This window comes from Streptomyces sp. NPDC017979, from assembly GCF_044328175.1.
GTDB lineage: Bacteria > Actinomycetota > Actinomycetes > Streptomycetales > Streptomycetaceae > Streptomyces.
Genome location: NZ_JBIRGU010000006.1, coordinates 80,786 through 105,901, shown reverse-complemented (window position 1 = coordinate 105,901; position 25,116 = coordinate 80,786). Strand labels below are relative to the sequence as shown.

General features: G+C 73.4%; 19 protein-coding genes. 5 read left to right on the top strand and 14 right to left on the bottom strand.

Translation table 11 applies throughout. The features are described from left to right. Window positions 1-467 precede the first annotated feature (467 nt). Window positions 468-1,271: a transcriptional repressor LexA gene (gene lexA / locus ACH4E8_RS18480; protein WP_398449388.1), complete on the top strand. Its 804-nt coding sequence runs from the start codon at window positions 468-470 to the stop codon at window positions 1,269-1,271. An 88-nt stretch (window positions 1,272-1,359) separates the two neighbouring features. Here lexA and ACH4E8_RS18475 read toward each other — a convergent pair whose 3' ends face one another. From ACH4E8_RS18475 to ACH4E8_RS18460, 4 genes are all read right to left on the bottom strand, one after another. Beyond that, window positions 1,360-3,327 (bottom strand): ATP-dependent DNA helicase, encoded by a 1,968-nt coding sequence (locus ACH4E8_RS18475; RefSeq protein ID WP_398449386.1) that lies wholly within the window; start codon window positions 3,325-3,327, stop codon window positions 1,360-1,362. Window positions 3,328-3,458: 131 nt separating this feature from the next. Beyond that, a complete protein-coding gene (locus ACH4E8_RS18470) occupies window positions 3,459-4,193 on the bottom strand; it encodes a GNAT family N-acetyltransferase (protein WP_398449384.1) in 735 nt (244 codons plus the stop codon). 78 nt (window positions 4,194-4,271) lie between these two features. Next, a complete protein-coding gene (locus ACH4E8_RS18465) occupies window positions 4,272-6,137 on the bottom strand; it encodes an IucA/IucC family protein (RefSeq protein WP_398449382.1) in 1,866 nt (621 codons plus the stop codon). A 91-nt stretch (window positions 6,138-6,228) separates the two neighbouring features. After that, entirely contained in the window at window positions 6,229-7,638 is a 1,410-nt protein-coding gene (locus ACH4E8_RS18460; protein WP_398449380.1) for a diaminobutyrate--2-oxoglutarate transaminase family protein, read from the bottom strand. Between the two features lie 362 nt (window positions 7,639-8,000). On the opposite strand from ACH4E8_RS18460, the gene ACH4E8_RS18455 reads away from it, so the two are divergent. Beyond that, entirely contained in the window at window positions 8,001-9,173 is a 1,173-nt protein-coding gene (locus ACH4E8_RS18455) for a trypsin-like serine peptidase (protein ID WP_398449378.1), read from the top strand. A 175-nt stretch (window positions 9,174-9,348) separates the two neighbouring features. Beyond that, the gene (locus tag ACH4E8_RS18450) at window positions 9,349-10,644 is read left to right on the top strand and encodes a trypsin-like serine peptidase (protein WP_398449376.1); all 1,296 of its coding nucleotides are present in this window, start codon (window positions 9,349-9,351) and stop codon (window positions 10,642-10,644) included. Between the two features lie 95 nt (window positions 10,645-10,739). Here the strand turns inward: ACH4E8_RS18450 and hflX are convergent, their stop codons facing one another. The 6 genes from hflX to miaA all read right to left on the bottom strand — a co-directional run bounded on the left by hflX (window position 10,740) and on the right by miaA (window position 18,872). Continuing rightward, on the bottom strand, window positions 10,740-12,239 hold the full coding sequence (gene hflX, locus ACH4E8_RS18445; RefSeq protein WP_398449374.1) for a GTPase HflX: 1,500 nt from the start codon (window positions 12,237-12,239) through the stop codon (window positions 10,740-10,742). A gap of 193 nt (window positions 12,240-12,432) precedes the next feature. Further along, window positions 12,433-13,908 (bottom strand): M1 family metallopeptidase, encoded by a 1,476-nt coding sequence (locus tag ACH4E8_RS18440; protein ID WP_398449372.1) that lies wholly within the window; start codon window positions 13,906-13,908, stop codon window positions 12,433-12,435. A gap of 65 nt (window positions 13,909-13,973) precedes the next feature. Continuing rightward, on the bottom strand, window positions 13,974-16,157 hold the full coding sequence (locus ACH4E8_RS18435; protein WP_398449370.1) for a RelA/SpoT family protein: 2,184 nt from the start codon (window positions 16,155-16,157) through the stop codon (window positions 13,974-13,976). Window positions 16,158-16,352: 195 nt separating this feature from the next. Continuing rightward, window positions 16,353-17,324 carry a diaminopimelate epimerase gene (dapF, locus tag ACH4E8_RS18430; protein ID WP_398449368.1) on the bottom strand — a complete coding sequence of 324 codons (972 nt, stop codon included), beginning with the start codon at window positions 17,322-17,324 and terminating at the stop codon, window positions 16,353-16,355. 60 nt (window positions 17,325-17,384) lie between these two features. Then, window positions 17,385-17,828 carry a hypothetical protein gene (locus ACH4E8_RS18425; RefSeq protein WP_398449750.1) on the bottom strand — a complete coding sequence of 148 codons (444 nt, stop codon included), beginning with the start codon at window positions 17,826-17,828 and terminating at the stop codon, window positions 17,385-17,387. Between the two features lie 105 nt (window positions 17,829-17,933). After that, the gene (miaA, locus tag ACH4E8_RS18420; RefSeq protein ID WP_398449366.1) at window positions 17,934-18,872 is read right to left on the bottom strand and encodes a tRNA (adenosine(37)-N6)-dimethylallyltransferase MiaA; all 939 of its coding nucleotides are present in this window, start codon (window positions 18,870-18,872) and stop codon (window positions 17,934-17,936) included. 210 nt (window positions 18,873-19,082) lie between these two features. Here miaA and ACH4E8_RS18415 point away from each other — a divergent pair, with 210 nt between their 5' ends. Both ACH4E8_RS18415 and ACH4E8_RS18410 read left to right on the top strand, forming a co-directional pair. Further along, window positions 19,083-19,373 (top strand): hypothetical protein, encoded by a 291-nt coding sequence (locus ACH4E8_RS18415; RefSeq protein ID WP_398449364.1) that lies wholly within the window; start codon window positions 19,083-19,085, stop codon window positions 19,371-19,373. 82 nt (window positions 19,374-19,455) lie between these two features. Beyond that, complete coding sequence (locus ACH4E8_RS18410; RefSeq protein ID WP_398449362.1) at window positions 19,456-19,719, top strand: antitoxin; 264 nt, start codon at window positions 19,456-19,458, stop codon at window positions 19,717-19,719. Window positions 19,720-19,809: 90 nt separating this feature from the next. Here the strand turns inward: ACH4E8_RS18410 and ACH4E8_RS18405 are convergent, their stop codons facing one another. The 4 genes from ACH4E8_RS18405 to ACH4E8_RS18390 all read right to left on the bottom strand — a co-directional run bounded on the left by ACH4E8_RS18405 (window position 19,810) and on the right by ACH4E8_RS18390 (window position 25,108). After that, entirely contained in the window at window positions 19,810-20,526 is a 717-nt protein-coding gene (locus ACH4E8_RS18405) for a class III extradiol dioxygenase subunit B-like domain-containing protein (protein WP_398449360.1), read from the bottom strand. A 306-nt stretch (window positions 20,527-20,832) separates the two neighbouring features. Further along, a complete protein-coding gene (gene miaB, locus ACH4E8_RS18400) occupies window positions 20,833-22,365 on the bottom strand; it encodes a tRNA (N6-isopentenyl adenosine(37)-C2)-methylthiotransferase MiaB (RefSeq protein WP_398449358.1) in 1,533 nt (510 codons plus the stop codon). Between the two features lie 98 nt (window positions 22,366-22,463). Beyond that, a complete protein-coding gene (locus ACH4E8_RS18395) occupies window positions 22,464-24,470 on the bottom strand; it encodes an anthranilate synthase family protein (protein ID WP_398449356.1) in 2,007 nt (668 codons plus the stop codon). Continuing rightward, a complete protein-coding gene (locus ACH4E8_RS18390; RefSeq protein ID WP_398449354.1) occupies window positions 24,467-25,108 on the bottom strand; it encodes an isochorismatase family protein in 642 nt (213 codons plus the stop codon). The genes ACH4E8_RS18395 and ACH4E8_RS18390 overlap by 4 nt, the downstream gene beginning before the upstream one ends. Window positions 25,109-25,116 lie beyond the last annotated feature (8 nt).

The window sequence follows — 25,116 nt, the reverse complement described above, 5'->3', positions numbered from 1 at the left end:
GCGTGTCGCACGGGGAGCCGTCGAACGCGCTCGGCGTACGACCGGTGACAGCGCGGCATCGCGGTGAATGCGGTGCGCGAATGACCACCGGGCCGGGCGGCGCGCGTGGGGCAGGCACGAGCCTACGGGACGCGCGCGACTGCTCGGATTCCGGTCCGCCGGGTGCCAAGATGGACCAGAGGAGACGTTCACGCGTCGCGGCACGCCGACCGGGTGTCCGCCCGGGATGGACCGAGATGCCCCGTGATGCGAAGACGAGCCCCGGCGGGGGCCGCGATTCGAAGCGTTCGAAGCACCAACAAGAGCGCCACGAAGCGCCCGACGCGCCGGTCAGCCTGCCACGCATACACCCAAACGCATGTCCACGTAAGACGATCCTCGATTTTTCACTCGAACGTGTGTTTGGCGCAACCTTTCGAAACCAACTACCGTTGTCCAGCCAGGGAGACCATTCGAGAGGGGCCGACGTGACCACCACCGCAGACAGTGCCACCATCACTGCCCAGGACCGCTCCCAGGGCCGATTCGACCCGGTGCGCGGCATGAACGACGCAGCGGCGACCACCGTGACACCGGAAGGGGCCGAGCCCTCCCGCCCCACGCGCTCGCTGCCCGGCCGACCTCCAGGCATCCGAGCGGACAGCACCGGGCTCACCGATCGACAGCGACGCGTCATCGAGGTGATCCGTGACTCCGTGCAACGTCGGGGATACCCCCCGTCGATGCGGGAGATCGGCCAGGCCGTCGGGCTCTCCAGCACCTCTTCCGTCGCCCATCAGCTGATGGCACTGGAGCGCAAGGGCTTCCTCCGCCGCGACCCGCACCGCCCCCGGGCGTACGAGGTCCGCGGCTCGGACCAGCCCAGCACCCAGCCCACGGACACCACCGGCAAGCCCGCCGCGTCGTACGTGCCCCTGGTCGGCCGGATCGCGGCCGGTGGCCCGATCCTCGCCGAGGAGTCCGTCGAGGACGTCTTCCCGCTGCCGCGGCAGCTCGTCGGCGACGGCGAGCTGTTCGTCCTGAAGGTCGTCGGCGACTCGATGATCGAGGCCGCGATCTGTGACGGCGACTGGGTCACCGTCCGTCGCCAGCCCGTCGCGGAGAACGGCGACATCGTCGCGGCCATGCTGGACGGCGAGGCCACCGTGAAGCGCTTCAAGCGGGAGAACGGCCACGTGTGGCTGCTCCCCCACAACGCCGCGTACCAGCCCATCCCCGGCGACGAGGCGACCATCCTCGGCAAGGTCGTCGCCGTGCTGCGGCGGGTGTGACCATCCGCCGCCCCAATCGGCCCCGGGATCCACTGCGCCGGTCCCGGGGCCCCGTTCTGTCCGCCCCCGGAGCCGCGGGCCCGGCGCTCTAAGCGCCGGCCTTCGCCGCCGCGTCGATCGCCGCGAGCGAGCGCCGCGCCTGGTTGCGGTCCGTGGTGTACCAGAAGTCCGGCAGGGAAGCCCGCAGATAGCTTCCGTAGCGGGCGTTGGCCAGCCGCGGGTCCAGCACCGCCACGACTCCGCGGTCCCCCGTCGCCCGCACCAGCCGACCCGCGCCCTGGGCCATCAGCAGCGCCGCGTGGGTCGCCGCGACCGCCATGAAGCCGTTGCCGCCGGCCTCCTCCACCGCCTTCTGCCGTGCGCTCATCAGCGGGTCGTCCGGCCGGGGGAAGGGGATCCGGTCCATCACCACCAACTGGCAGCTCGGGCCCGGCACGTCCACCCCCTGCCACAGCGACAACGTGCCGAACAGACACGTCGCCGGGTCGGCCGCGAAGGACTTGATCAGCTCGCCCAGCGTCTCCTCGCCCTGGAGCAGGATCTTGTTGTCCAGTCGGCCGCGCAGCTCCTCGGCCGCGGCCTGCGCCGCCCGCATCGAGGAGAACAGCCCGAGCGTGCGACCGCCGGCGGCCTCCACCAGCTCCGCCAGCTCGTCCAGCATGTCCCCCCGGGAGCCCTCGCGCCCCGGGGTCGCCAGATGGCGCGCCACGTACAGGATCCCCTGCTTCGGGTAGTCGAACGGGGAGCCGACGTCCAGCCCCTTCCACTGCGGGACGTCGTCGCCCTCGGTGCCCTCCGGCGACAGGCCGAGCGAAGCCCCGACCCCGTTGAAGTCCCCGCCCAGCTTGAGCGTGGCGGACGTCAGCACCACCGAGCGGTCCGTGAAGAGCTTCTCCCGCAGCAGCCCCGACACCGACATCGGCGCGACCCGCAGCGAAGCGCCGAAGCGGTCGTGGCGCTCGTACCAGACGACGTCGTACTCCGAGCCCTGGGTGATCCGCTCGGCCACGTCGTGGACGCTCTCCACGGAGGCGAGGGCCTGCTTGCGCACGGCGTCCTCGTCCTGGACGGACTTGTCCCGGGTGGCGCCGATGGCCGAGATCACGGTGCGGGCGGCGTCCCGCAGCGCCAGCAGGGCGTAGCCGAGGTCCTCGGGGATCTCCTCCAGCCGTCCCGGCAGGGCCAGCTCCATGACGCGCTCGAAGGTCTCGGCCGCGGTCTGCAGGGCGTCCGCGGCCTTCTCGTTGACGAGCTTGGCGGAGCGGCGCACGGCGCGGTTGACCTGGCCGGGGGTGAGTTCGCCGGTCGCCGCGCCGGTGACCCGGGAGACCAGCTCATGGGCCTCGTCGATGACCAGGACCTCGTGCGGGGGCAGCACCGGGGCGCCCTCGATGGCGTCGATCGCGAGCAGCGCGTGGTTGGTGACGACGACGTCGGCGAGCTTCGCCCGCTCCCGCGCCATCTCGGCGAAGCACTCGGCGCCGTACGCGCACTTGCTCGCCCCCAGGCACTCCCGGGAGGAGACGGAGACCTGGCCCCAGGCGCGGTCGGAGACGCCCGGCGTCAGCGCGTCCCGGTCGCCCGTCTCCGTCTCGTCGGCCCAGTCCCGCATCCGCAGCAGGTCCTGCCCCAGCTTGCTGGTGGGTGCGGCGGCCTCGAAGGGGTCGAAGAGCCCCTCCTCCTCGTCCTGCGGCACGCCCTCGTGCAGCCGGTGCAGACAGAGGTAGTTCGACCGGCCCTTGAGCATCGCGAACTCGGGGCGGCGGCGCAGCAGCGGGTGCAGCGAATCGACCGTGCGCGGCAGGTCGCGCTCGACGAGCTGGCGCTGGAGCGCCAGGGTCGCCGTGGCGATGACGACCCGCTCCCCGTGGGCCAACGCGGGGACCAGATAGCCGAGGGACTTTCCGGTGCCCGTGCCCGCCTGGACCAGCAGGTGCGTGCCGTCGTCGACGGCCTCGGCCACGGCTTCGGCCATGCTGACCTGGCCGGGCCGCTCCACCCCGCCGACGGCGGTCACGGCGGCGTGGAGGAGTTCGGGGAGGGATGGCTTCGTCATAGGTCGCCCACCCTACGTGTCACCACTGACAGGGGGTCTCGATCCCGCCATTCGATCCGGCCACCCCGCCCGGCCCGTCGATCGTGCTGCTGGACGCCCGTCGCCCGGTGCGGCCCGTGCGGCGGGCCCGCTCACAGCACGGTGCGGAGCACGCGGTCGCGGACCATCAGGGCGACCCGTTTGTCCGGAAGATCCACCTCGGCGGCGAAGCGGAATCCGCCGCTGAGGAACGCGGCGACGGACGGTGCGTTGCGCAGGTCCGGTTCCGCGACCACGCGCGTGCAGTGCGGTCTGCGGTCGAGCACGAGGTCGGCGACGGCCCTCAGCAGCGTGGAGCCGATGCCGCGGCCGCGGTCGGCGACGCCGCCGATGAGCAGGTGGATCCCGGTGTCGTGGGGGCGCGCGGGATAGTGGCGCGCCAGGGGGTCGAGGTCGGCCCGGTAGAGCTCGAAGTATCCGACGGGGACGTCGTCGAGGACGCCGAGGCACGGCACGCTCCGGCCGTCGCCGTCGAGTTGGGCGCGCAGGTGGTCGGCGGTGACCGACTCGGGTCCCGCGAGGTGCCAGAAGGCGGCCACGGCGGGGTCGTTCATCCAGCGGCTGATGAGGGCCGCGTCCCGCCCCACGCGTACGGGCACGAGCCGGAGCGCGCCCCGGGGGGTGGTGGTCGGCCCCCACCGCTCGGGGTCGTCCAGCAGCTCTCCGGGGGCGGCGTCGTCCGGGTGCGCCGGGGCGTCCGGCGCCTCGGGGGCCCACTGCTGCGCGAGGACGCCGTCCTGGATCCGCAACGGCAGCTCCAGGGTGTCTTCGGCCTCGTCGACGGGGCGGTTCGCACGGTCTCCTGCGGGGTGGTCGGTGGGAGGCACGGTGGCGCTCTCCTCTCGCGGTTCTAATCGGGCCCGAGCACGACGGACCGGCGCCGGCGGCCGGGCGGCGGAGAGCGGTCAGGCGTGGAGCGGGTTGGCGATCGTCACGTACACGGACTGCGTGTCGACCGGACCCACCAGTTCGTCCAGGCCGTGCAGCCGGGTCAGCAGGTTCGCCTTGCAGCGCAGCGCGGCGGCGTCGAGCAGGTGCGCGGGCAGCGGCGAGCCCAGGTGGGCGACGTCCGCGAGGAAGCGTCGGCAGGCCGCGATCAGCCGCTCTTCGTCCGCGAGCCCGTACGCGCCGAAGGCCCCGATCAGGCCGAACACGTTGTTGATGCCGAGGTAGTACGCGAAGCGCTCGTCGGCGACCGCGTCGGCGACGAAGGTGTCGCTGAGCCGGCCGATGCCGGGCAGCCTCGCCGTCAGCGCGGCCCGGTGCGACTCGCGGAAGTAGTAGCCCTGGTTGTCGCGGTAGCGGCCGCCCGCGGGCCAGCCGTCGGGGTCGAGGACGACCAAGGTGTTCTGCTGGTGCGCCTCCAGGGCGACGCCGGCCGTCGCGTCCAGCCACAGCACGGGCCGTACGACCTCGTCGAGGTAGCGGCGGAACCACTCGACGGCGACGTCCGCGAGGGGCCGGCCGGCGCGGGCGGCGAGCCCGGTCACCAGGGCCGCGAGCCGACAGCGCGCCCCGGGGCCGCCGGGGCGCGCCGCGGTGAGCGCGGCGACGCAGACCGCGTCGACGGCGGCAGCGGCCCTGAAGGGGTTGTGGCGCACGACGACGTCGAACCCGATGACCGGACCGCCGTGTTCCGGGTCGATGGCCGCGGTGTCGACGGCGAGCCAGGCCGGGTCGCGCACGACGTCGAAGCCGGGGTGCACGGCCCGCCACTGCTCGGCGAGGCCCCGTTGCAGGAGCCGGTGCACCTCGACGCCCCGGTGCAGTTCCTTGCGCAGGTTCTCGCGGCGGGAGTTGGTGATGCGCACGCCGAGCGAGAGCTTGAGCATCGCGGGGGCGTCCGGGCGGTACACGGTGCGCACGGACGACGTGGGGTGCCACGGGGCGCCCAGCGGGCCGAGGTCGTGCAGCAGCCCGGCGTCGTACAGGGCCGCGACGTCCGGGCGGTGCGCCAACTCGCGGGCCTGCCAGGGGTGCAGCGGGAGCGGCACCGCCTGTTCCGGCAGCGGCGCGCCGCCCAACAGCCGTGCGGCGAGCACTTCGGCGGGCAGCACCCGGCCGCCTTCGGTCCAGGCCGAGTCGCTGGCGAGGACGGAGCGGTCGACGGCCGTCCAGTGCAGCGGGAAGCGACCGTGGGACTCGGGCGAGTAGCGGCGGGCCTCGAACTCGGTGAGTCCTTCGCGGCTCTTGGGCGTGGGGTGGAGCGGGTGGCCGAGGAGCAAGGACTGCTCGGCGGTGAGGAAGGTGTGGCAGGTTTCGGGGCGGTCCCGGACGTCGGAGCAGTCGGCCCGGTCGAGGTCCGCGCGGCGCTCGGCCAGGAAGCGGGCGGTGTGCCGTACGGAGTCGGCGACCCGGCCGACCAGGTCGCCGCGGTGCACCGGGGCCCCGGCCTCCCGGACCAGGAGCGCCGCGAGGGCCACCGCGTCGAGTCCGGGGGCGTCGTGCGGCGCGCTCTCCAGCACGGGCGTGCCGAACCTGTGCCATCCGCACGGCGACCAGTGGTCGACCGGGACGAGGAGGGCGGTGCCGCTGGCGTGCAGCGGGATGCGCAGGGTGGTGGCGGCCGGCCGCGGCAGGTCGTTCTCGCGCACCCAGCAGCGCAACAGGTTCTCGGCGCCGGCGGCGTCGGCCGCGCGGTGGGGGTCGGGGTCGTCCAGCGGGTCGAGGAGGACCTCGTCGGGGACGGTGCGGCGGGCCGTCGGCCCTTCGTGCGCCACGGCGGTGCGCGGCGCGGGGACGGCGGCGTCGAGTGCGGGGGTGACGTTCACCAGCAGGGTTCCTTCAGATGGTGCCGTGCGTCTCGTGAGGCGCCGGCAGGGGGCCGGACAGTGGTGCGTGCGCGAGGAGTACGGGCCCGGCTCACCGGCGCCGCGGCACCGCCCGCTCCGCCGCGGCCAGCGCGTCGGCGAAGCGGTCGAGGACGGCCGCTGCCTGCTCGTCGCTGATCGTCAGCGGGGGCAGGAGGCGCACGACGGCCGAGTGCCGGCCGCCGAGTTCCACGATCAGCCCGCGCTCCAGGCACGCCCGCTGCACCGCGACCGCGAGCGTCGGAGCGGGCGGCGGCACCGCGGCACCGCTCGGCCGCCCGTCCGGCCCGACGCCGGTGTCCGCGGTCGGGTCGACGAGTTCGACGCCGATCATGAGGCCGCGGCCGCGGACGTCCCCGATGCAGGGGTGTTCGGCGGCGAGGCCCTGGAGTTGGCCGAGCATCCGGGCGCCGAGGGTGGCCGCCCGGGCGGCGAGCCCGTTCTCCCGTACGAAGGCGAGGGTGGCGGCGCCCGCGGCCATGGCGAGTTGGTTGCCGCGGAAGGTGCCGGCGTGGGCGCCCGGTTGCCAGACGTCCAACTCGGCGCGGTAGACGATCACGGCGAGCGGGAGGGAGCCGCCGATGGCCTTGGACAGGACCATCACGTCGGGGACGATGCCGCTGCGTTCCACCGCCCAGAAGGTGCCGGTGCGTCCGACGCCCGTCTGCACCTCGTCCACGACCAGCGGGATCGACCGTTCGGCGGTCAACTGCCGCATCCGGCGCAGCCAGCCGTCGGGGGCGGGGAGGACCCCGCCCTCGCCCTGGACCGGTTCGACGATCATGCCGCCGGGGGTGGGGACGCCGCTCTTGGGGTCGTCGAGCAGGGTCTCGGTCCAGCGGGCGCCCAACTCGGCGCCGCGCTCCCCGCCGACCCCGAACGGGCACCGCAGGTCCTGCGGGAACGGCAGCCGGGTCACCCGGGCGGCGGTCGCGCCCCCGGAGGCGTCCAGCGCCCCCGCGGTCATGCCGTGGTACGCGCCGGTGAACGCGAACAGCCCGCTGCGGCCGGTCGCGGTGCGGACCAGCGTGAGGGCCGCCTCGACGGCGTCCGTGCCGGCGGGCCCGCAGAACTGGATCCGGGCGTCCTTCGCCAACTCCCGCGGCAGCGTGGCGTACAGCTCGGTGACGAACGCGTCCTTCACGGGGGTCGCGAGGTCGAGCACGTGCAGCGGGGCGCCGGAGTCGAGGACCTTCCGCACGGCCTCCAGGACGACCGGGTGGTTGTGCCCCAGCGCGAGGGTGCCGGCGCCCGAGAGGCAGTCCAGATAGCGCCGTCCGTCGGCGCCCTCGATCGTCAGCCCCTTGGCCCGCACCGGCACGACGGGCAGCGAACGGGCGTAGGTGCGGGCCGCGGACTCGCGCAGGGACTGCCGGCGCAGGATCCCTTCGTACGCGTCGGCCGGGGCGGCCGGGTCGGCTGCTGCGGCCGGGCGGGCCGGAGCGGGTTCGGTCAGGGCCACGGCTGTTGGACCTCCGGCGGTGACTGTTGCGCTGTAACAGGTGCGTCGCACGTCGGGCACGGCTCCCCCACGCGGCCGGCCCGGACTGAACACTGTCCCTGCGGTTCCCGTGTCCCCTCCGTACCAACGACGGCGGGCGCCGGGGATCACGGGCCCGGGGGAAGATCCGTGCGCCGTCCCCGTCAGCGGTGGCGCCCGGGCACCTTGTAAGGTTCCCGGGCGGTCCGGTAGCGCGTCCGGCCCGCCCGTTCGAGCCGGCGACGCACCGGTCCGACGGTCCGGACACCGCCGGTCCACCGGCCGGAGCGCGCCGGTCCAGACGCAGTAGTCCAGTAGCACCGAAGTTCCAGGGGGATCACGACATGCGACCCATCCGTCCGAAGCTGGCAGCCGTCACCTTCGCCGCCGTCCTCGCTCTGACGGCCACCGCGTGCGGGGAGGGCGAGAACTCCGCGGGGGACAAGCCGAACCTGCCGACGAGCCTGCCGAACGACGGGAAGATCACCATCCCGGACGACATCAAGGACCGGCTCAAGGAACACGGCGTCGACCTGGACAAGTGGCGCGACGGCGAGTGGAAGAACTGGGACCGGGACGCCTGGCTGCGCGAGGCCAAGGACTACATCAACCCCATCATCGAGGGCCTGTGGGACCCGGACCGGATGCGGGACGCGGAGAAGCCCGAGCAGCCCAGCGACAACGACATCTCCGGTGACCAGGGCGTCACCGACCCGACGCCGGCGCGCGTGCAGGCCCGGCCGGTGCAGGCGCCGTACCGCAGCACTGCGCCGGCGGCCGGGAAGGTCTTCTTCGACGGCCCCAAGGGCTCGATGGTGTGCTCGGCGACCGTGGTGAAGGACCCGAAGAACCCGGGCAAGTCGAACCTGGTGTGGACCGCCGGCCACTGCGTCCACGCGGGCAAGAACGGCGGCTGGTACCGGAACATCGCCTTCGTCCCCTCGTACAACGACCGCGCCCGGCCCTCCGCGCAGTTGGAGGCCGCGCCGAAGGAGGAAGTCGCTCCGCACGGCGTGTGGTGGGGCGACTGGGCCCAGACGTCGGACCGGTGGATCGGCGAGGGCGCCACGACCGGAGGGCGGGGGGCGCCGTACGACTTCGCGGTGATCCACGTGACCCCCGAGAAGGGCGGCACCGGCAAGTCCCTTGAGGAGACCGTCGGTTCGGCGCTCCCCGTCGACTTCGCCGCGCCCGCCGCGCCCAAGATCGCCGATCTGACGGCGACCGGCTACCCGGCCGGCCCGCCCTTCGACGGCCAGCGGATGTTCCAGTGCGCCGACAAGCCGGGGCGGCTGTCGGTGAAGGCCGAGCAGCCCACGATGTACCGCATCGGCTGCACCATGACCGCCGGCTCTTCCGGCGGCGGGTGGGTGGCCCGGGGCGCGGACGGCGCTCCCGCGCTGGTGTCCAACACCTCCATCGGCCCGGCGTCGGCGGGCTGGCTCGCCGGCCCCCGCCTGGGCCCCGAGGCCAAGGGCATCTACGAAGCGGTCAGCGGGAAGTTCGCAGGCCGGTGAGCCAGTAGCCGACGCTTTCCCTCGTGCGTGTGGACGCACCCGCGGGTTCCCTGCGGGTGCGTCGGTCTCTGCGGGCCGTCTGCGGCTGGTCGCAGACGGCATCACCGCGCACCCACCACGGCGCCACCGCGCCTCAGCACACGCACCAACAGCACTGCCCAGGGAGTTCCGTTCCATGAGATCCATACGCCCGCTGCTGACCGCCGTCGGGGTCGTCTCGGCGCTGACGCTGACGGCGGCCTGCGGGGGCGGCAGCGAGGACCGCGCGTCGGACGGGCCGACCGCGTCCGGTCCCGCCGCCGGCAGTTCCAGCCCGGTGCCGACGCAGGACCGGCCCGTCGACGCCGCGCCGCAGGAGTCGACGCGGCCCTCGAAGGAGCCGTCCGACGGCTCCGGCAGCAGCGGGGTCGACGAGAAGGAGTGGCGCGAGGGCGGGTGGCGGAACTGGGACCGCAGCACCTGGCGCCGTGACGCGGGCGACTTCGTCAACCCGGTGATCGACGACCACTGGAAGCCCGAGCGCATGTCGACGGCCAAACCGCCGAAGCCGGTGATCAAGCCGACGCCCGACGGCAAGCCCACGCCGGACGACAAGCCCCCGGCCGAGAAGCCGAAGGACCCGAAGCCGCCGAAGGGCGAGGACCCCAAGGGCGAGGACCCGAACGGCCAGGGGCCCGACGAGCCCGAGGTCGTCGAGGCGCAGGCGGAGAAGGTGCCGTACCGGCAGTACGCGCCGACGTCCGGCAAGGTCTTCTTCGACGCCCCCGAGGGCGCGATGGTGTGCTCCGCGACGGTCGTGCAGGACCCGAAGAACCCGGGCAGGTCGAACCTGGTGTGGACCGCCGGCCACTGCGTCCACGCGGGCAAGAAGGGCGGCTGGTACCGCAACGTCGCCTTCGTCCCGGCGTACAACGACAAGGGCCTGTCGAAGCGGGCGCTGGCCGACGCGACGGCCCAGGAGATCGCGCCGTTCGGCACCTACTGGGCCGACTGGGTCGCCACTTCGAACCAGTGGATCAAGGGTGGCGATCCCGACGACGGATCGGGCGCGCCCTTCGACTTCGCGGTGCTGCACGTACGGCCCGAGGCAGGCGGCAAGTCGCTGGAGGAGACCGTGGGTTCGGCGGTCGCCGTCGACTTCGACGCGCCCCGTCCGCAGGACGCGTCCTCCGTCACCCTCTGGGGCTACCCGGCCGGCTGGCCGTACAACGGCGCGACCATGTACAAGTGCACCGACCGGCCGGGACCGTTCGACTTCACCCCCGGGGCGCCGGTGATGTGGCGGGCCGGCTGCTCGATGACCGGCGGCTCCTCCGGCGGCGGGTGGATCGTCCAGGGGGCCGACGGCGCGCCGGCCCTGGTCTCCAACACCTCGATCGGCCCGCTCGACCCGATCTGGCTCGCCGGGCCGAGCCTGGGTGCGGACGCCGAGAAGGTCTTCACCGGGGTGAGCGCGAAGTACGCGCCGTAGCGCCGGGCCCGATGTGACGACGGCCGGGTCCGACCTCCCGAAGGGGGTCGGACCCGGCCGTTCTCAACTCACTGCGCTGCGGTGAGCCGCTTCGCTCAGCTCGTCACCAGGGCGTACGGCGCGAGGGCCGCGGCCAGCTCCTCGTGCACCCGGGCCTTGAGCAGGGTGCCGTCGGAGGTGTGCTCCTCGGTGATGACCTCGCCCTCGGCGTGCACCCGGGAGACCAGTCCGCCCTGGGTGTACGGCACGAGCACCTCGATCTCGACCTCGGGCCGCGGGAGCTGGAGGTCGATGAGCGCCAGCAACTCTTCGATGCCCTCGCCCGTACGCGCCGACACCGCGATGGCACTGCGCTCGTTGTGCATCAGCCTCTGGAGCACCAGCGGGTCCGCCGCGTCCGCCTTGTTGATCACCACGATCTCGGGCACGTCCAGCGCGCCCACGTCGCGGATCACCTCGCGCACGGCAGCCAACTGCTCCTCCGGCGCGGGGTGGGAGCCGTCCACGACGTGCAGGATGAGGTCGGAGTCGCCGACCTCCTCCATCGTGGAGCGGAACGCCTCGACGAGGTGGTGCGGCAGATGGCGGACGAAGCCGACCGTGTCCGCCAGGGTGTACAGCCGGCCGCTCGGGGTCTCGGCCCGGCGCACCGTCGGGTCCAGGGTGGCGAACAGCGCGTTCTCCACCAGGACGCCGGCGCCGGTGAGGCGGTTGAGCAGGGAGGACTTGCCGGCGTTGGTGTATCCGGCGATGGCGACCGAGGGCACCTTGTGACGCCGGCGCTCCTGCCGCTTGATCTCGCGGCCGGTCTTCATCTCCGCGATCTCCCGGCGCATCTTCGCCATCTTCTCGCGGATCCGTCGCCGGTCCGTCTCGATCTTGGTCTCACCGGGGCCGCGGGTGGCCATGCCGCCGCCACCGCCGCCGCCCATCTGCCGGGAGAGCGACTGACCCCAGCCGCGCAGCCGCGGCAGCATGTACTGCATCTGCGCCAGCGCGACCTGGGCCTTGCCCTCGCGGGACTTGGCGTGCTGGGCGAAGATGTCGAGGATCAAGGCCGTGCGGTCGACGACCTTGACCTTGACGACGTCTTCGAGGTGGATGAGCTGGCCGGGGCTGAGCTCGCCGTCGCAGACGACGGTGTCGGCACCGGAGTCGAGGACGATGTCCCGCAGCTCCTGGGCCTTGCCCGAACCGATGTAGGTCGCCGGGTCCGGCTTGTCCCGACGCTGGACGACGCCGTCGAGCACGACCGCGCCCGCCGTCTCCGCGAGGGCGGCGAGCTCCGCGAGGGAGTTCTCCGCGTCCTGCACGGTCCCCGAGGTCCAGACGCCGACCAGCACCACGCGCTCCAGGCGCAGCTGCCGGTACTCGACCTCGGTGACGTCCTCAAGCTCGGTGGAGAGGCCCGCCACGCGCCGCAGCGCCGCGCGGTCGGAGCGGTCGAACTGGTCGCCGTCCCGGTCTCCGTCGATCTCGTGGCTCCAGGCGACGTCCTCTTCCATCAGGGCGTCCGCCCGCAGCCTCTCGGGCTTGTCGGTGCGCGTCCGAGCGAAGGTCTGCTCGTCCTGGGAAGGGGATGAAGAGGAGGTCATTTGATCCTTACGTCGATGGGGTGGAAATCCGCTGTGCCAGTCACAACGCGTGACGGTCCCGGATGATTCCCGGTCGGTGGATCGGGGCGCGATCCACGCCGGGCACCCGGCTCCGGCAGCGGCGCCGACACCTCGATGGTCCCATGCGGCCCGCACGCCCGTCACCCCGGTTTACACCGGGGTTCCGGGGTCGTCAGCCGGAGGCGGCCGGAGGGGTGCTCTGCCAGTCCGGGTGCCCCGGCATGGGCGGCGTGCGCTGCCCGTACACCCACCCGTCGAAGAACGCCGTGAGGTCACGCCCAGCGATCTTCGACGCGAGGCGGACGAAGTCGGCGGTGGAGGCGTTCCCGTCGCGGTGGTCGCGCACCCAGGCGCGCTCCAGCCGCTCGAAGCCCGCCCGCCCGATCTCCTGCCGCAGGGCGTACAGGACCAGGGCGCTGCCGTCGTACACCACCGGCCGGAAGATGCTGATCTTCTGGTCGGACGACGGGGGCTTGGGGGCCGCGGGCGGGCCGCCGGAGGCGCGCCACTGGTCGGAGCGGCGGTACGCGTCACGCATCCGCTGTTCCAGGGTGCCGCCGCCGTTCTCCTGCGCGTACAGCGCCTCGTACCAGGTGGCGTGCCCTTCGTTCAGCCACAGGTCGGACCAGGTGCGCGGGGTGACGCTGTCGCCGAACCACTGGTGGGCCAGTTCGTGGACCATGATCGAGTCCACGTACCACTCGGGGTAGGAGTCGCTGGTGAACAGGGCCCGCTCGAAGAGCGAGAGGGTCTGCGTCTCCAGTTCGTAGCCGGTGTTCGCCTCCGCGATGAGCACCCCGTACGTCTCGAAGGGGTAGCGGCCGACCCGTTCCTGCATCCACGCCACGTGGTCGGGGGTCTTGGCGAGCCAGCGCTCCAGTTCGTCGCGGTCCGCGGCGGGCACCACGTCGCGCAGCGGGAGCCCGTTCGGGCCCTCGCGGGTCGGGACGGCGGAGCGGCCGATGGAGACCTGCGCGAGTTCGGTGGCCATGGGGTGACGGGTGCGGTAGGTCCAGGTGGTGTTGGCGCCTTCGGTGCGGCGCTCCTTCCGCAGGCCGTTGGCGACCGCGGTCAGCTCGTTGGGCGCGGTGATGCGGAAGGTGAAGTACGCCTTGTCCGACGGGTGGTCGTTGGACGGGAAGACGCGGTGGCCGGCGTCGGCCTGGTTCGCCATCGCCAGCCCGTCGGCGGTGCGCACCCAGCCGCCGGCGCTGGCCCGGCCCCCGGGGTCGCTGGTGTGCCGGACCGTCACGCGCATCCGGGTGCCGCGTTCGAGGGTCCGCTCGGGCTGGACGACCAGGTCCTCCTGCACGGTGGCGAAGTCGGCGGGCCGCCCGTTGACCTCCACGGAGTGCACCGTGCCGTGGGCGAAGTCCAGGTTGACCCGCTCCAGTCGGTCCGTGACGCGGGCGTCGACGGTGGTGACCGCGTCGAGCGGTTCGGTGTTGCTGCCGCCGTAGGTGAAGGCGAGGTCGTACGCGACGACGTCGTAGCCGGGGTTGCCCAGTCGGGCGAAGAGCGTGTCGCCGATGCCGAGCGCGACCGGCTCGGGCGGTGGCAGGGCCGCGGCGACGAGGGCTGCTGAGAGGGCGACGAACGCCCCGGTGCGCAGCGTCCTGCGGGCGGGGCGACGGGTGGTGGGCGGCATGTGCAACCGCTACCCGCGGCGCGCCGTGGAGGTGCGTCGGCGCGCCCGGCGCCACCCGAACGAGATCAGCCGGTGACGGCCGGATGCTGGGTGCGGCTGACGTCGTACACGCCGGGCACGTCCCGCATGGCGCGCATCAGCGCGGGAAGCCCCGCGGCGTCCGGCAGTTGAAGGGTGTACGTGTGCCGTACGCGCTGCTGGCTCGGCGGCTCCACGGTGGCGGCGACGATCGCGGCGCCCTCGGTGGCGATGGCCTCGGTGAGGTCGGCCAGCAGCCGCGGGCGGCCGAAGGACTCGGCGACGAGGGTGACCCGGCAGCCGGCCGCGTCGCCCCACCGCACGGGGACGGGGGCGCGGTCGAGGGACCTCATCCGGGAGACGGCCGGGCACTGGTCGCGGTGCACGGTCACCACTCCCCCGCGCACGGAGAAGCCGGTGACGGCGTCCGGCGGGACCGGGGTGCAGCAGCCGGCGAGCCGTACGGTCACGTCGGCGTCGGCGTCCGCGTCGGGCAGGTCGACCACGGCGCTCACGGTGGTGGAGCGGTCGGCGGCGACGGGCGTGAGGGCGGCCCTGCGGGGCGCGGCGGCGGGCGGCTGGGCCAGGTCGGGGTGGGCTTGGAGCCAGGCCGTGATGGCGATGCGGGCGGCCGGGGTGCGGGCGTGGTCCAGCCAGTCGGGCGCGGGGCCGGAGACGGCCTCCTGGGTGCCCTTGGGGGGCCCGCCCGCGGCCCTGGGGTCGTCGTCGGCGCGCAGCAGGTGGACCGTGTCCCCGTCCTTCAGGACGGTGCCGAGCGCCGCGAGGCGTCCGTTGACGCGCGCGCCGATGCAGGAGTGGGCGCGTTCGCCGTACTGGGCGTACGCGGCGTCCACGCAGGTCGCGCCGGCGGGCAGGCCGAGCATCCGCCCGTCGGCGCGGAAGACGGTGATCTCGCGGTCCTGGGCCAGGTCGGCGCGGAGCGAGGTCCAGAAGGCGTCGGGGTCGGGGGTGGCCTGCTGCCACTGGAGGAGGCGGGAGAGCCAGCCGGGGCGGGTGGGGTCGACGCGTTCGCCGTCGACGTCGTACGGCTCGGCGGCGGTGGCCGTCGCGGTCTGCTCGGTGCCGGTCGGTTCGGCGGACGCGTAGGGGTTGCCCAGCGCGATCACGCCGGCCTCGGCGACCCGGTGCATCTGGTGCGTGCGGATGAGGACTTCGGCGACCGCGCCGTGCGGGCCGGTGACGGCCGTGTGCAGCGACTGGTACAGGTTGAACTTGGGGGCGGCGATGAAGTCCTTGAACTCGGAGACCACCGGGGTGAAGCAGGTGTGCAGCTCGCCGAGGACCGCGTAGCAGTCGGCGTCCTCGGCGACCAGGATCAGCAGCCGGCCGAAGTCGGTGCCGCGCAGCCGGCCGCGCTTGGTGCTGACCCGGTGCACGGAGACGAAGTGGCGCGGTCGGATCTGCACCTCGGCGGTGATGCCGGCGTCCTTGAGGACGGCCGAGATGCGGTCGGCCGTGGTGTCGAGGTCGACGCCGGCCGCGGCGTTCTCGGCGATCAGCGCGCGGGTGCGCTCGTACTCCTCGGGTTCGAGGATCGCGAAGACGAGGTCTTCCAACTCGGTCTTGAGCGCCTGGACGCCGAGGCGCTCGGCCAGCGGGATGAGGACGTCCTGGGTGACCTTGGCGATCCGGACCTGTTTCTCGGGGCGCATCACGCCGAGCGTGCGCATGTTGTGCAGCCGGTCGGCGAGCTTGATCGACATCACCCGGACGTCGTTGCCGGTGGCGACGAGCATCTTGCGGAAGGTCTCGGGCTCGGCCGCGGCGCCGTAGTCCACCTTCTCCAGTTTGGTGACGCCGTCGACCAGATAGCCGACCTCGGTGCCGAACTCCCGTCTGACCTGGTCGAGCGTCACTTCCGTGTCCTCCACGGTGTCGTGCAGGAGCGAGGCGGTCAAGGTCGTGGTCTCCGCGCCGAGTTCGGCGAGGATCAGGGTCACCGCGAGCGGGTGCGTGATGTACGGCTCACCGCTCTTGCGGAACTGGCCCCGGTGGGACGATTCGGCAAGGACGTACGCCCGGTGCAGCAGCGTCAGGTCGGCGTCGGGGTGGTGGGCACGGTGGACGTCGGCGACGTGGCCGATGGCGTCGGGCAGTCGATCGCGGCCGGCCGGGCCGAGGAGCGCGGCGCGCCCCAGTCTGCGGAGGTCGATCCTGGGTCGGCCGCGACGGCGGCTGTGGGCACCGGGGTTGGCGGCCTCTGCACTCATGGGGGGTACCTCCGGGCGGCAATCGACCGGCGGTTGGAGGTGCAGGCGTGCCCTCCGGGCCGGTGCTTGATGCTACCGAGCCCACCACGTGGAGCAGTCCGGCTCTCGCCGAGCGTGAACCGGATCACCCGTTCGAGCGAAGCTCTATCCGACTGTGGTTTCGACGGGTCGGCCGGGTGCACCGGTTCAGCCGGGTCAGCCGACCTCGACCGGTTCGACGGGTCGGAGCAGGGCAGCCGCCAGCTCGCCGGTGGCGACGATCACCGCGGGGCCCGTCATCTCGACCTCTCCGTCCGGTCGCTCGGTGATCACCAACCGGCCTCCGGGCAGGTCGACGCGGTACGTGACGGGGGCACCGGTCCGCGCGGGGTCGACGCCGTCCCGGCGGGCCGCGGCGACGGCGACGGCGCAGGCGCCGGTGCCGCAGGAGCGGGTCTCGCCGGAGCCGCGTTCGTGGACCCGCAGGGCCACGTGCCGCTCGCCGCGGTCGACGACGAACTCCACGTTGACCCCGTCGGGGTACACGGCGGCGGGCGCGAAGGCCGGCGCGGAATGGAGGTCGCCTGCGTGGTCGAGGTCGTCGACGAAGGCGACGGCGTGGGGGTTTCCCATGTTCACGTTGCGGGTGGGCCAGCTGCGGCCGTCCACCGTGACGGTGACGGAGCCCTCGGGCAGCGTCGCCCGACCCATCCGGACCGTGATGTCACCGGCTTCGGGATCGTGCGCCGGGCCCTTGGCGACGTGGACGCGCTTGACCCCGCCGCGGGTGGCCACGGCCAGGTCGCCGGCGCCGACGTGGCCGGCGTGCTGGAGGTAGCGGGCGAAGACGCGGACGCCGTTGCCGCACATCTCAGCGATCGAGCCGTCGGCGTTGCGGTAGTCCATGAACCACTCGGCCTCGTCCGCCATGGCGCGCGCCTCGGGGTGCGCCGCGGACCGCACGACGTGCAGGACGCCGTCGCCGCCGATGCCGGCCCGACGGTCGCACAGCCGGGCCACGACGGCGGCGGGCAGGTCGACGGCGTTGTCCGGGTCCGGAACGATCACGAAGTCGTTCTCGGTGCCGTGGCCCTTGAGGAAGGCGACCGGCTGCGGCTCGGCGGCCGGTCGGGGGCCGGTCGGGTCCTGCGGGGGCTGCGAAGGCTGTGCGGTGGTCACGCCGTCCATCGTACGAGTGCCCCGGCGGCGCCGTCGTACGCGCCGGCGGCTCGGTACCCGGCCCGGGGCTCAGCGCAGCCGGGCGACGCGCCAGACGGCGAGCGCGACCAGCAGGAGGCCGAAGCCGACGTAGAGCGCGAGGATCCGCCAGTCCGGCCGCTCGCCCGAGCCGCGCTGGGGCAGCCCGGGCCAGGTGTGCCCGACCCGACGGGCCGCCATCACGCCCCACCCCGCGGCGCAGCAACTGATCAGCAGGCCGAGCATGGCGACGACCGGACCGCCGTCGCCGGAGCCGAAGGCCAGCGGGAAGGCGAACATCAGGGAACCGACCGCGGCGAGCATCACGATGGGCGCGAGCTGCCAGATCCGCAGCCGGCGCACGGGGCGCAACTCGACCTCGACCTCGGCCTCGTCGGCGACCAGTTCCTGCTCGTCGGGACCGTCGGGGCTCAATCCGGGCACGCCCTCAACCGTCCGTGGCTGCTGCTCGGTGCCGTGAGGGCCGGCCTCCATCGCCACGCGCCCTCCCCACTCGGACTCCACGTCGATCGTCGCTCGATGATGGCACGGTCGGAGATACCTGGATGACGGGCGTGGCGTCCCGATGCCATCACGTGATCAGGCTGTAACCGCTCGTTCGATCAACGCCAGGGCCCGTCGCGGAAGTTCCCCGCGGTCCTCGACTGCTCCACTGAGCCAATGCACCCTCGGGTCCCTCCTGAACCACGAATCCTGACGGCGCGCGAAGCGCTTGGTGGCGCGCACGGTCTCGGCGCGCGCCTCCTGCTCGGTGCACTCCCCCGCGAGCGCCGCGAGGATCTGCTGGTAGCCCAACGCCCGGGCGGCCGTACGCCCCTCTCTGAGCCCCTGCGCCTCCAACGCGCGGACCTCGTCGACGAAGCCCGCGTCCCACATGAGGTCCACGCGGCGCGCGATGCGCTCGTCGAGTTCGGGGCGGGCCACGTCGACGCCGATCTGGACGGTGTCGTACACGGCGTCGTGCCCGGGCAGGTTGGCGGTGAAGGGCCGGCCCGTGATCTCGATCACCTCCAGCGCCCGGACGATGCGGCGGCCGTTGCCGGGGAGGATGGCGCGGGCGGCCTCCGGGTCGGCGGCGGCCAGCCTGGCGTGCAGCGCGCCCGGCCCCTGGGCGTCCAGTTCCGCTTCCAGCCGGGCCCGGACGGCCGGGTCGGTGCCGGGGAACTCCAGCGCGTCGATGGCGCCGCGCACGTACAGCCCCGAACCGCCGACGAGGACCGGGGTGCGGCCCTCGGCCAGCAGGCGGTCGATCTCGGACCTGGCCAGCCGCTGGTACTCGGCGACGCTCGCGGTCTCGGTGACGTCCCAGACGTCCAGGAGGCGGTGCGGCACGCCGCCGCGTTCGTCGACCGTCAGCTTGGCGGTGCCGATGTCCATCCCCCGGTAGAGCTGCATGGAGTCCGCGTTGACGACCTCCCCGCCCAGGTGGCGGGCGAGGAAGACCCCGAGATCGGACTTTCCGGCCGCGGTGGGACCGACGACGGCGATGACCCGCGGTGCGGGGGCTGCGCTACTCACCGCCCCAGTCTCCCAAACCCGCGGCGGTGTCCCCGAACGAGCGAGGTGACGGCCCGTGCGGCGGCTTCGTTGCCTGTTGCGAGGTGGCGAACGCCGGTCGGCGGACGCCTACGACCCGGTTCGTCCCCGGGCGGCGCGACGGGGCGCCCCGGGCACCGGCGGTCCTCGCCGTACGAGCAGCTGCCGCACGAGTACCTGATGGAGTTTTCAATGGGTGTTTTTTCATGGTTCAGCCGCAAGCCGAAGGGGTCTTCCGACGAGGCGACGGCGACGCCCGGGGCCTCCGCCGAGGCGGAGACCCCGCCCGCCGGCGGGGAGTGCCCCGGGGCGAAGCCCCCGGCGGAGTCGGAGTCGGAGCCGCAGCCGGCCGGGGTCGAGACCGCGCCGACCGGGACGGCGCCGGACGCCAAGGCGCCGGACGCCTCGGGCGTGGACATCCCCCGTCAGCAGTCGGCGGAGGACGCCGCGGACAGCGAGGCCGGGGAAGGCGCCCGCAAGTAGCCGTGCGGACGTGTCCCGGCGCAAAACGGGCAGTGGTTTGTCACACTGGACATCAGCAGTCGCTCACGAGGGAAGGTGGCCCATGGGTCTGATGGACACGCTGAAGGCCAAGCTCGCCCCGGCCAAGGAAAAGGTCTCCGACCTCGCGCACCAGCATGGGGACAAGATCGAGCACGGTCTGGACAAGGCCGCGAAGGCGGTCGACTCACGGACCAAGGGCAAGTACAGCGGCAAGATCGAGACGGGCACGGGCAAGGCGAAGGAAGCCTTGGGCCGGATCGCCCACAAGGACGACGGCGGCACCCCGCCCTCCCAGCCCCCGTCCTCGCCTCCGCCGGCCGCCTGAGCCGAGACGTCTGACGTAACGACGGCCTTTCGAGGGCCGCGCAGCACACGGTGCGGCGCGGCCCTCGAACACGTCCGGGCTGACCGTCGCCTAGGGCGTCGTCCAGGACGCGACGAGGTAGCCGACGCCGTAGGGGGCGTCGTCGTAGAGCAGGCGGCCGGTGAGGGCGGTGGCATCGGCGGCGCCGGCGAGGACCTGCCAGGCGGGGCGGCCCGCGGCCTTCAGCTCGTGGGCGAGCGAGGCGTCCAACGCCCGTAGCGCGCCCGGGTCGGCTCCGGCGAGGGCGCGGGCCACGGCGGCGTCGTGGTCGGCGGCGCGTTCGTCCAGGTAGCCGGGTGCCTTGAGGCTGCGGCAGGCGCTGGCGTCGCCCATCGCCAGCAGGGCCACGCGCTCGGCCCGGTCGGCGATCTTCCTGCCGTCCTCGAAGCAGCGCTCGGGTGTGGCCCGCTCGTCGACGCCGATGCCCTCCACCGGGGTGGCCCACTCGCCCTGCTGGAGCAGCCAGGCGCCGACGGCCAACGTCGGGGGCAGCGGGGGCCGCTCGGCGACCCGCGCTTCGGGGCCCAGGCGCACGTCGAGGTCGACGCCGAAGCCGCGGAAGGACCCGGCGGTCCCGGAGGGGTACGTTCCGGCCGCATCCGCGGTCGTCGGTCCGACCACCACCAGCAGGTCGGGCCGGGCCGCCGCGAGCGCCGAGACGGCCCGTGCGCAGGCGTCCCTGGCCGCGTCGAGTTCGGGCGCGGCGCCCGAGGCGACCTCGGGCACCAGCAGCGGCGGACAGGGGCACACGGCGGCGGCGACAAGCATGATCGGCAGCCTAATGCGGCGGCGCGGCCCTCATGCGCCGCGGTGGCCGACGCCACCCGGGCCGCCGGTCCGGTCGCCCTGACGCGGCCGTCAGGGCGCACTCCCCCGTGCCTCTGGGCGAAGCCGCCGTCTGTCTGCGGGAGCGTTGGTCTCTGCGGCCCGGCGGTGGGCAGCTCGTGCAGGGGCCTGCGGGACCGCGGCGCCCCTGTTTCGCTGCCCCCGTCACTTGTCCGTGGGCTGGGGCGCGGGGAATTTGCCCCCTGTGCCCGCGGGCACAGGGGGCGGGACCACACGAAGAGCCCGGGGTCAGTGGGTGGCGCAGCCCGGGGTCGGGGCGGCCGGGAGCGGCGGCGGGGTGCCGATCGTGGGGAGGCCCAGCATGACGCCCGCGGGCTTCGCCGCCTGGGTCTCGTTCCGCTTCTGCCAGGCGTCGCCGGCGCGCGTGCGGCGCACGGCGGACACCTCGCCCTCGGCGAGGAGGTGGTGCGGGGCCGCGTAGGTGATCTCGACCGTGACCACGTCGCCGGGGCGGACCTCCTGGTCCGGCTTGGTGAAGTGGACGAGCCGGTTGTCCGGGGCGCGGCCGGACAGCCGCCGGGTGGCGTCGTCCTTGCGGCCCTCGCCCTCGGCGACCATGACGTCCAGGGTCCGGCCGACCTGCTTCTTGTTCTCCGCCCAGGAGATCTCCTCCTGAAGGGCGACCAGCCGCTCGTAGCGCGCCTGCACGACCGCCTTGGGGACCTGGCCGTCCATGGTGGCGGCGGGGGTGCCGGGGCGCTTGGAGTACTGGAAGGTGAAGGCGTTCGCGAAGCGGGCCTCGCGGACGGCGTGCAGCGTCTGCTCGAAGTCCTCCTCGGTCTCGCCGGGGAAGCCCACGATGATGTCGGTGGAGATGGCCGCGTGCGGGATGGCCTCGCGCACCTTGGCGATGATCCCGAGGAAACGCTCCTGCCGGTACGAGCGGCGCATCGCCTTGAGGACCGTGTCCGAGCCGGACTGGAGCGGCATGTGGAGCTGCGGCATCACGTTCGGCGTCTCGGCCATGGCGGCGATCACGTCGTCCGTGAAGTCGCGCGGGTGCGGCGAGGTGAAGCGGACCCGCTCCAGGCCCTCGATCCTGCCGCAGGCCCGCAGCAGCTTGCTGAACGCCTCGCGGTCGCCGATGTCGGAGCCGTAGGCGTTCACGTTCTGGCCGAGCAGGGTGATCTCGCTGACGCCCTCGCCGACCAGCGCCTCGATCTCCGCGAGGATGTCGCCGGGCCTGCGGTCCTTCTCCTTGCCGCGCAGCGCGGGCACGATGCAGAAGGTGCAGGTGTTGTTGCAGCCGACGGAGATGGAGACCCAGGCCGCGTACGCGGACTCGCGGCGGGTCGGCAGGGTCGAGGGGAACGCCTCCAGGGACTCGGCGATCTCGACCTGCGCCTCCTCCTGGACGCGGGCGCGCTCCAGCAGGACCGGCAGCTTGCCGATGTTGTGGGTGCCGAAGACGACGTCGACCCAGGGCGCGCGGCCGACGATCGTCTCGCGGTCCTTCTGCGCGAGGCAGCCGCCCACGGCGATCTGCATGCCGGGGCGCTGGGCCTTCTTCGGGGCGAGCCGACCGAGGTTCCCGTACAGCTTGTTGTCGGCGTTCTCGCGGACCGCGCAGGTGTTGAAGACGACGACGTCGGCGTCGCCGTCGGAGCCCTCGGCGGCCCGGACGTAGCCGGCGTCCTCCAGCAGGCCCGAGAGGCGTTCGGAGTCGTGGACGTTCATCTGACACCCGTAGGTACGGATCTCATAGCTTCGGGTAACGCCCACTTCGTCCACCGCTCCAACCCGGTCACTGCTGCTGGTCATCCCACAAGGGTAGGCGGTCGTCGGAGGTGCCCGGGCACGCGTTCGCAGCGGCCGCGGGCCCGGGCGCCGCCCGGGCGGGCGGGCGGCGCCCGGACCGGTCACCGGGGGGCCGAGCGCAACGCTTCCGCCAGGGCGTCGCCGACGATCCGCACCCCGTCCCGGGTGAGCACGGACTCGGCGTGGAACTGCACGGAGGCAAATCCCGGGCCGCGCAGGGCGTGCACCTCGCCGGTGGTCCGTTCCCGGCTCGTGCGGACGACGCCGAGGTCGGGGACGGTGAAGGCGTTGCGGGTGCTGCGGGCGGCGAAGGTGTTGTAGAAGCCGACCCGCTCGCGGGTCCCGAAGAGGTCGATCTCCCGTTGGACGCCTTGGTTCGGCACCGGCCGGCGGACCAGTTCCAGGCCGAGCAGGACGCTGAGCACCTGGTGGCTCAGGCAGACGGCGAGGAAGGGGCGCCGCTCGGCCAGCAGGGTGGCGATGGCCGAGCGCAGGTGCGCGATCTTGGGGGTCTGGGCCAGCCGCGGATCGCCGGGGCCGGGGCCCATGACCACCAGGTCGTACTGGTCGAAGTCGTACGGTTCGTCGAAGCGGCGGACGGTCGGCACCAGGCCCATGGCCCGCAACTGGTGGTCGATCATCGACGTGAAGGTGTCCTCGGCGTCCACGACCAGCACCGAGCGGCCGACGAGTTCGGGCACCGGGCCGTACGCGGAGCCGGACTCCGGGTCGGCAGCCGGGTCGTCCGTCGGGCTGGACAGGGCGGACGCGGCGGTCTCGCGCCCGTCCAGCCAGAAGTCGGCGATGCCGCGGTTGCGCCGGGCCAGCGCCCGGCGCACCCGGGGGTGGTCCGCGAAGCGCGTGACCCCGGTGGTGCCGAGGGCGGCGAGCAGGCCGGCCGCCTTGGCGTGGGTCTCGGCGACCTCCGATGCGGGGTCGGAGTGGCGGACCAGGGTGGCGCCCACGCCGATGGACAGCCGGCCCGTGCGGTCGATGTCGGCGGTCCGGATGAGGATGGCCGAGTCGAGGGCGCGACGGCCCCGCTCGTCCCGGCCGACGAGGGCGACGACCCCGCTGTAGTAGCCGCGGCCGCGCGGTTCGTACCGGTTGATCACCCGGCAGGCGCTCTCCAGGGGGCTGCCGGTCACGGTGGGGGCGAACAGGGTCTCGCGCAGGATCGTGCGCGGGTCGCGGTCGGTGTCGCCCTCGATGAAGTACTCGGTGTGCGCGAGCCGGGCCATCTCCTTCAGGTAGGGCCCCACCACCCGTGGCGCCGGGTCGCAGATCCGGGCCATCATCTTCAGTTCCTCGTCGACGACCATGTACAGCTCGTCGGCCTCCTTGCGGTCGGCGAGGAAGTCCATCACCTGCGACAGTTCGGGGCCGGACGGCGGGTACCGGTACGTGCCGCTGATGGGGTTCATCACGGCCCGGCCCGCCTGCAGGCTCACGTGCCGCTCGGGGCTGGCCCCGACGAAGGTGCGGCCGTCCACGTGCACGAGGAAGGTCCAGTACGCGCCGCGCTCGCGCTCCAGCAGCCGGCGGAAGAAGGCGAGCGCACCGCTGATCGAGTGGTCGGTGATGTCGGCGACGAAGGACCGCTTGATGACGAAGTTCGCGCCCTCGCCGGTACCGATCTCCTCGGCGATCACCTTGCGGACGATCCCGGCGTACTCGTCGTCGTCCAGGTCGAAGGCGCCGCCGCGCAGTTGGACCGGGACGTCGGGCAGCCGGCGCAGCGCCCCGTCGACGGCGACGGTGGCCTGTTCCCGTACGGAGATGACGAGCAGGGGCTCGCCGTCGTCGGTGCAGGTGTAGCCGCGCTCGGCGAGCTGGCGGTAGGGGATCATCACCAGCGCCTGGTGGTGCGCGCCGCGGTCCGGGGCGTTTGTCGCCGGATCGCCGGTCCCGTCGATGGGGACGTCGGCGAGTTGGTCCACGGCGGCGGCGGTGCCGGTCAGCACGTCCAGCACGTCCGGCCCCGCGGAGTTCGCGTCGGGGCGGTGCAGCAGTGCGAAGGCGGGCGGGGTCGACCGCAGGACGCGGTCGAGGAGATCGGGTGCCACGGGGGTCTCCTCCTCGGTGCGCGGGGGCGGGCCGGCCGTCATCGGGCGAGCCCCGTGACGACGGCTTCGGTGGTCGTGACGACGGCGCACCGCTCGGCGGCGTGGGACAGCGCCATCCGGTGGTACGCCGCGGTGAAGTCGGCGACCGCGTCCGCGACCAGGAAGGTCTCGATGTCGTGGGTGAAGGACTCCAGGGCGGTGGTGAGCACGCCGATGTGCGCGTACACCCCGCAGACGACGAGTTGGTCCCGTCCCTCGGCGCGCATCCGCTGGAGGAGGTCGGTCCGGAAGAACGCGCTGTAGCGCCACTTGGGCAGCATCCAGTCGTCCGGCGCCGGCGCGAGCGGGGCCACCACCTCCCGGTCCACCGGGTCGACGCGCATCCCCGGACCCCAGAAGTCCTTGAGCAGGCCGCGCTGTTCGTCGGTCATGCCGCCGGGCTGCGCGGTGTACGCCACGGGCACGCCGACGGCGACCGCGGCGTCGCGCAGCCGGGCGGCGTTGCGCACGAGGTCGGCGCCGGGTGCCTCGTCGACCGGGAACTTCCGCAGGAAGTACCGCTGCATGTCGTGGACCAGGAGGACCGCGCGGTCGGGGTCGGGCTCCCACGGGGCCGTGTTGACGGGCAGCTCGCCGGCCCGGGGCATCGGGTAGGGCTCGATGGTGGGTATGCCTGCCATGGTCGTCC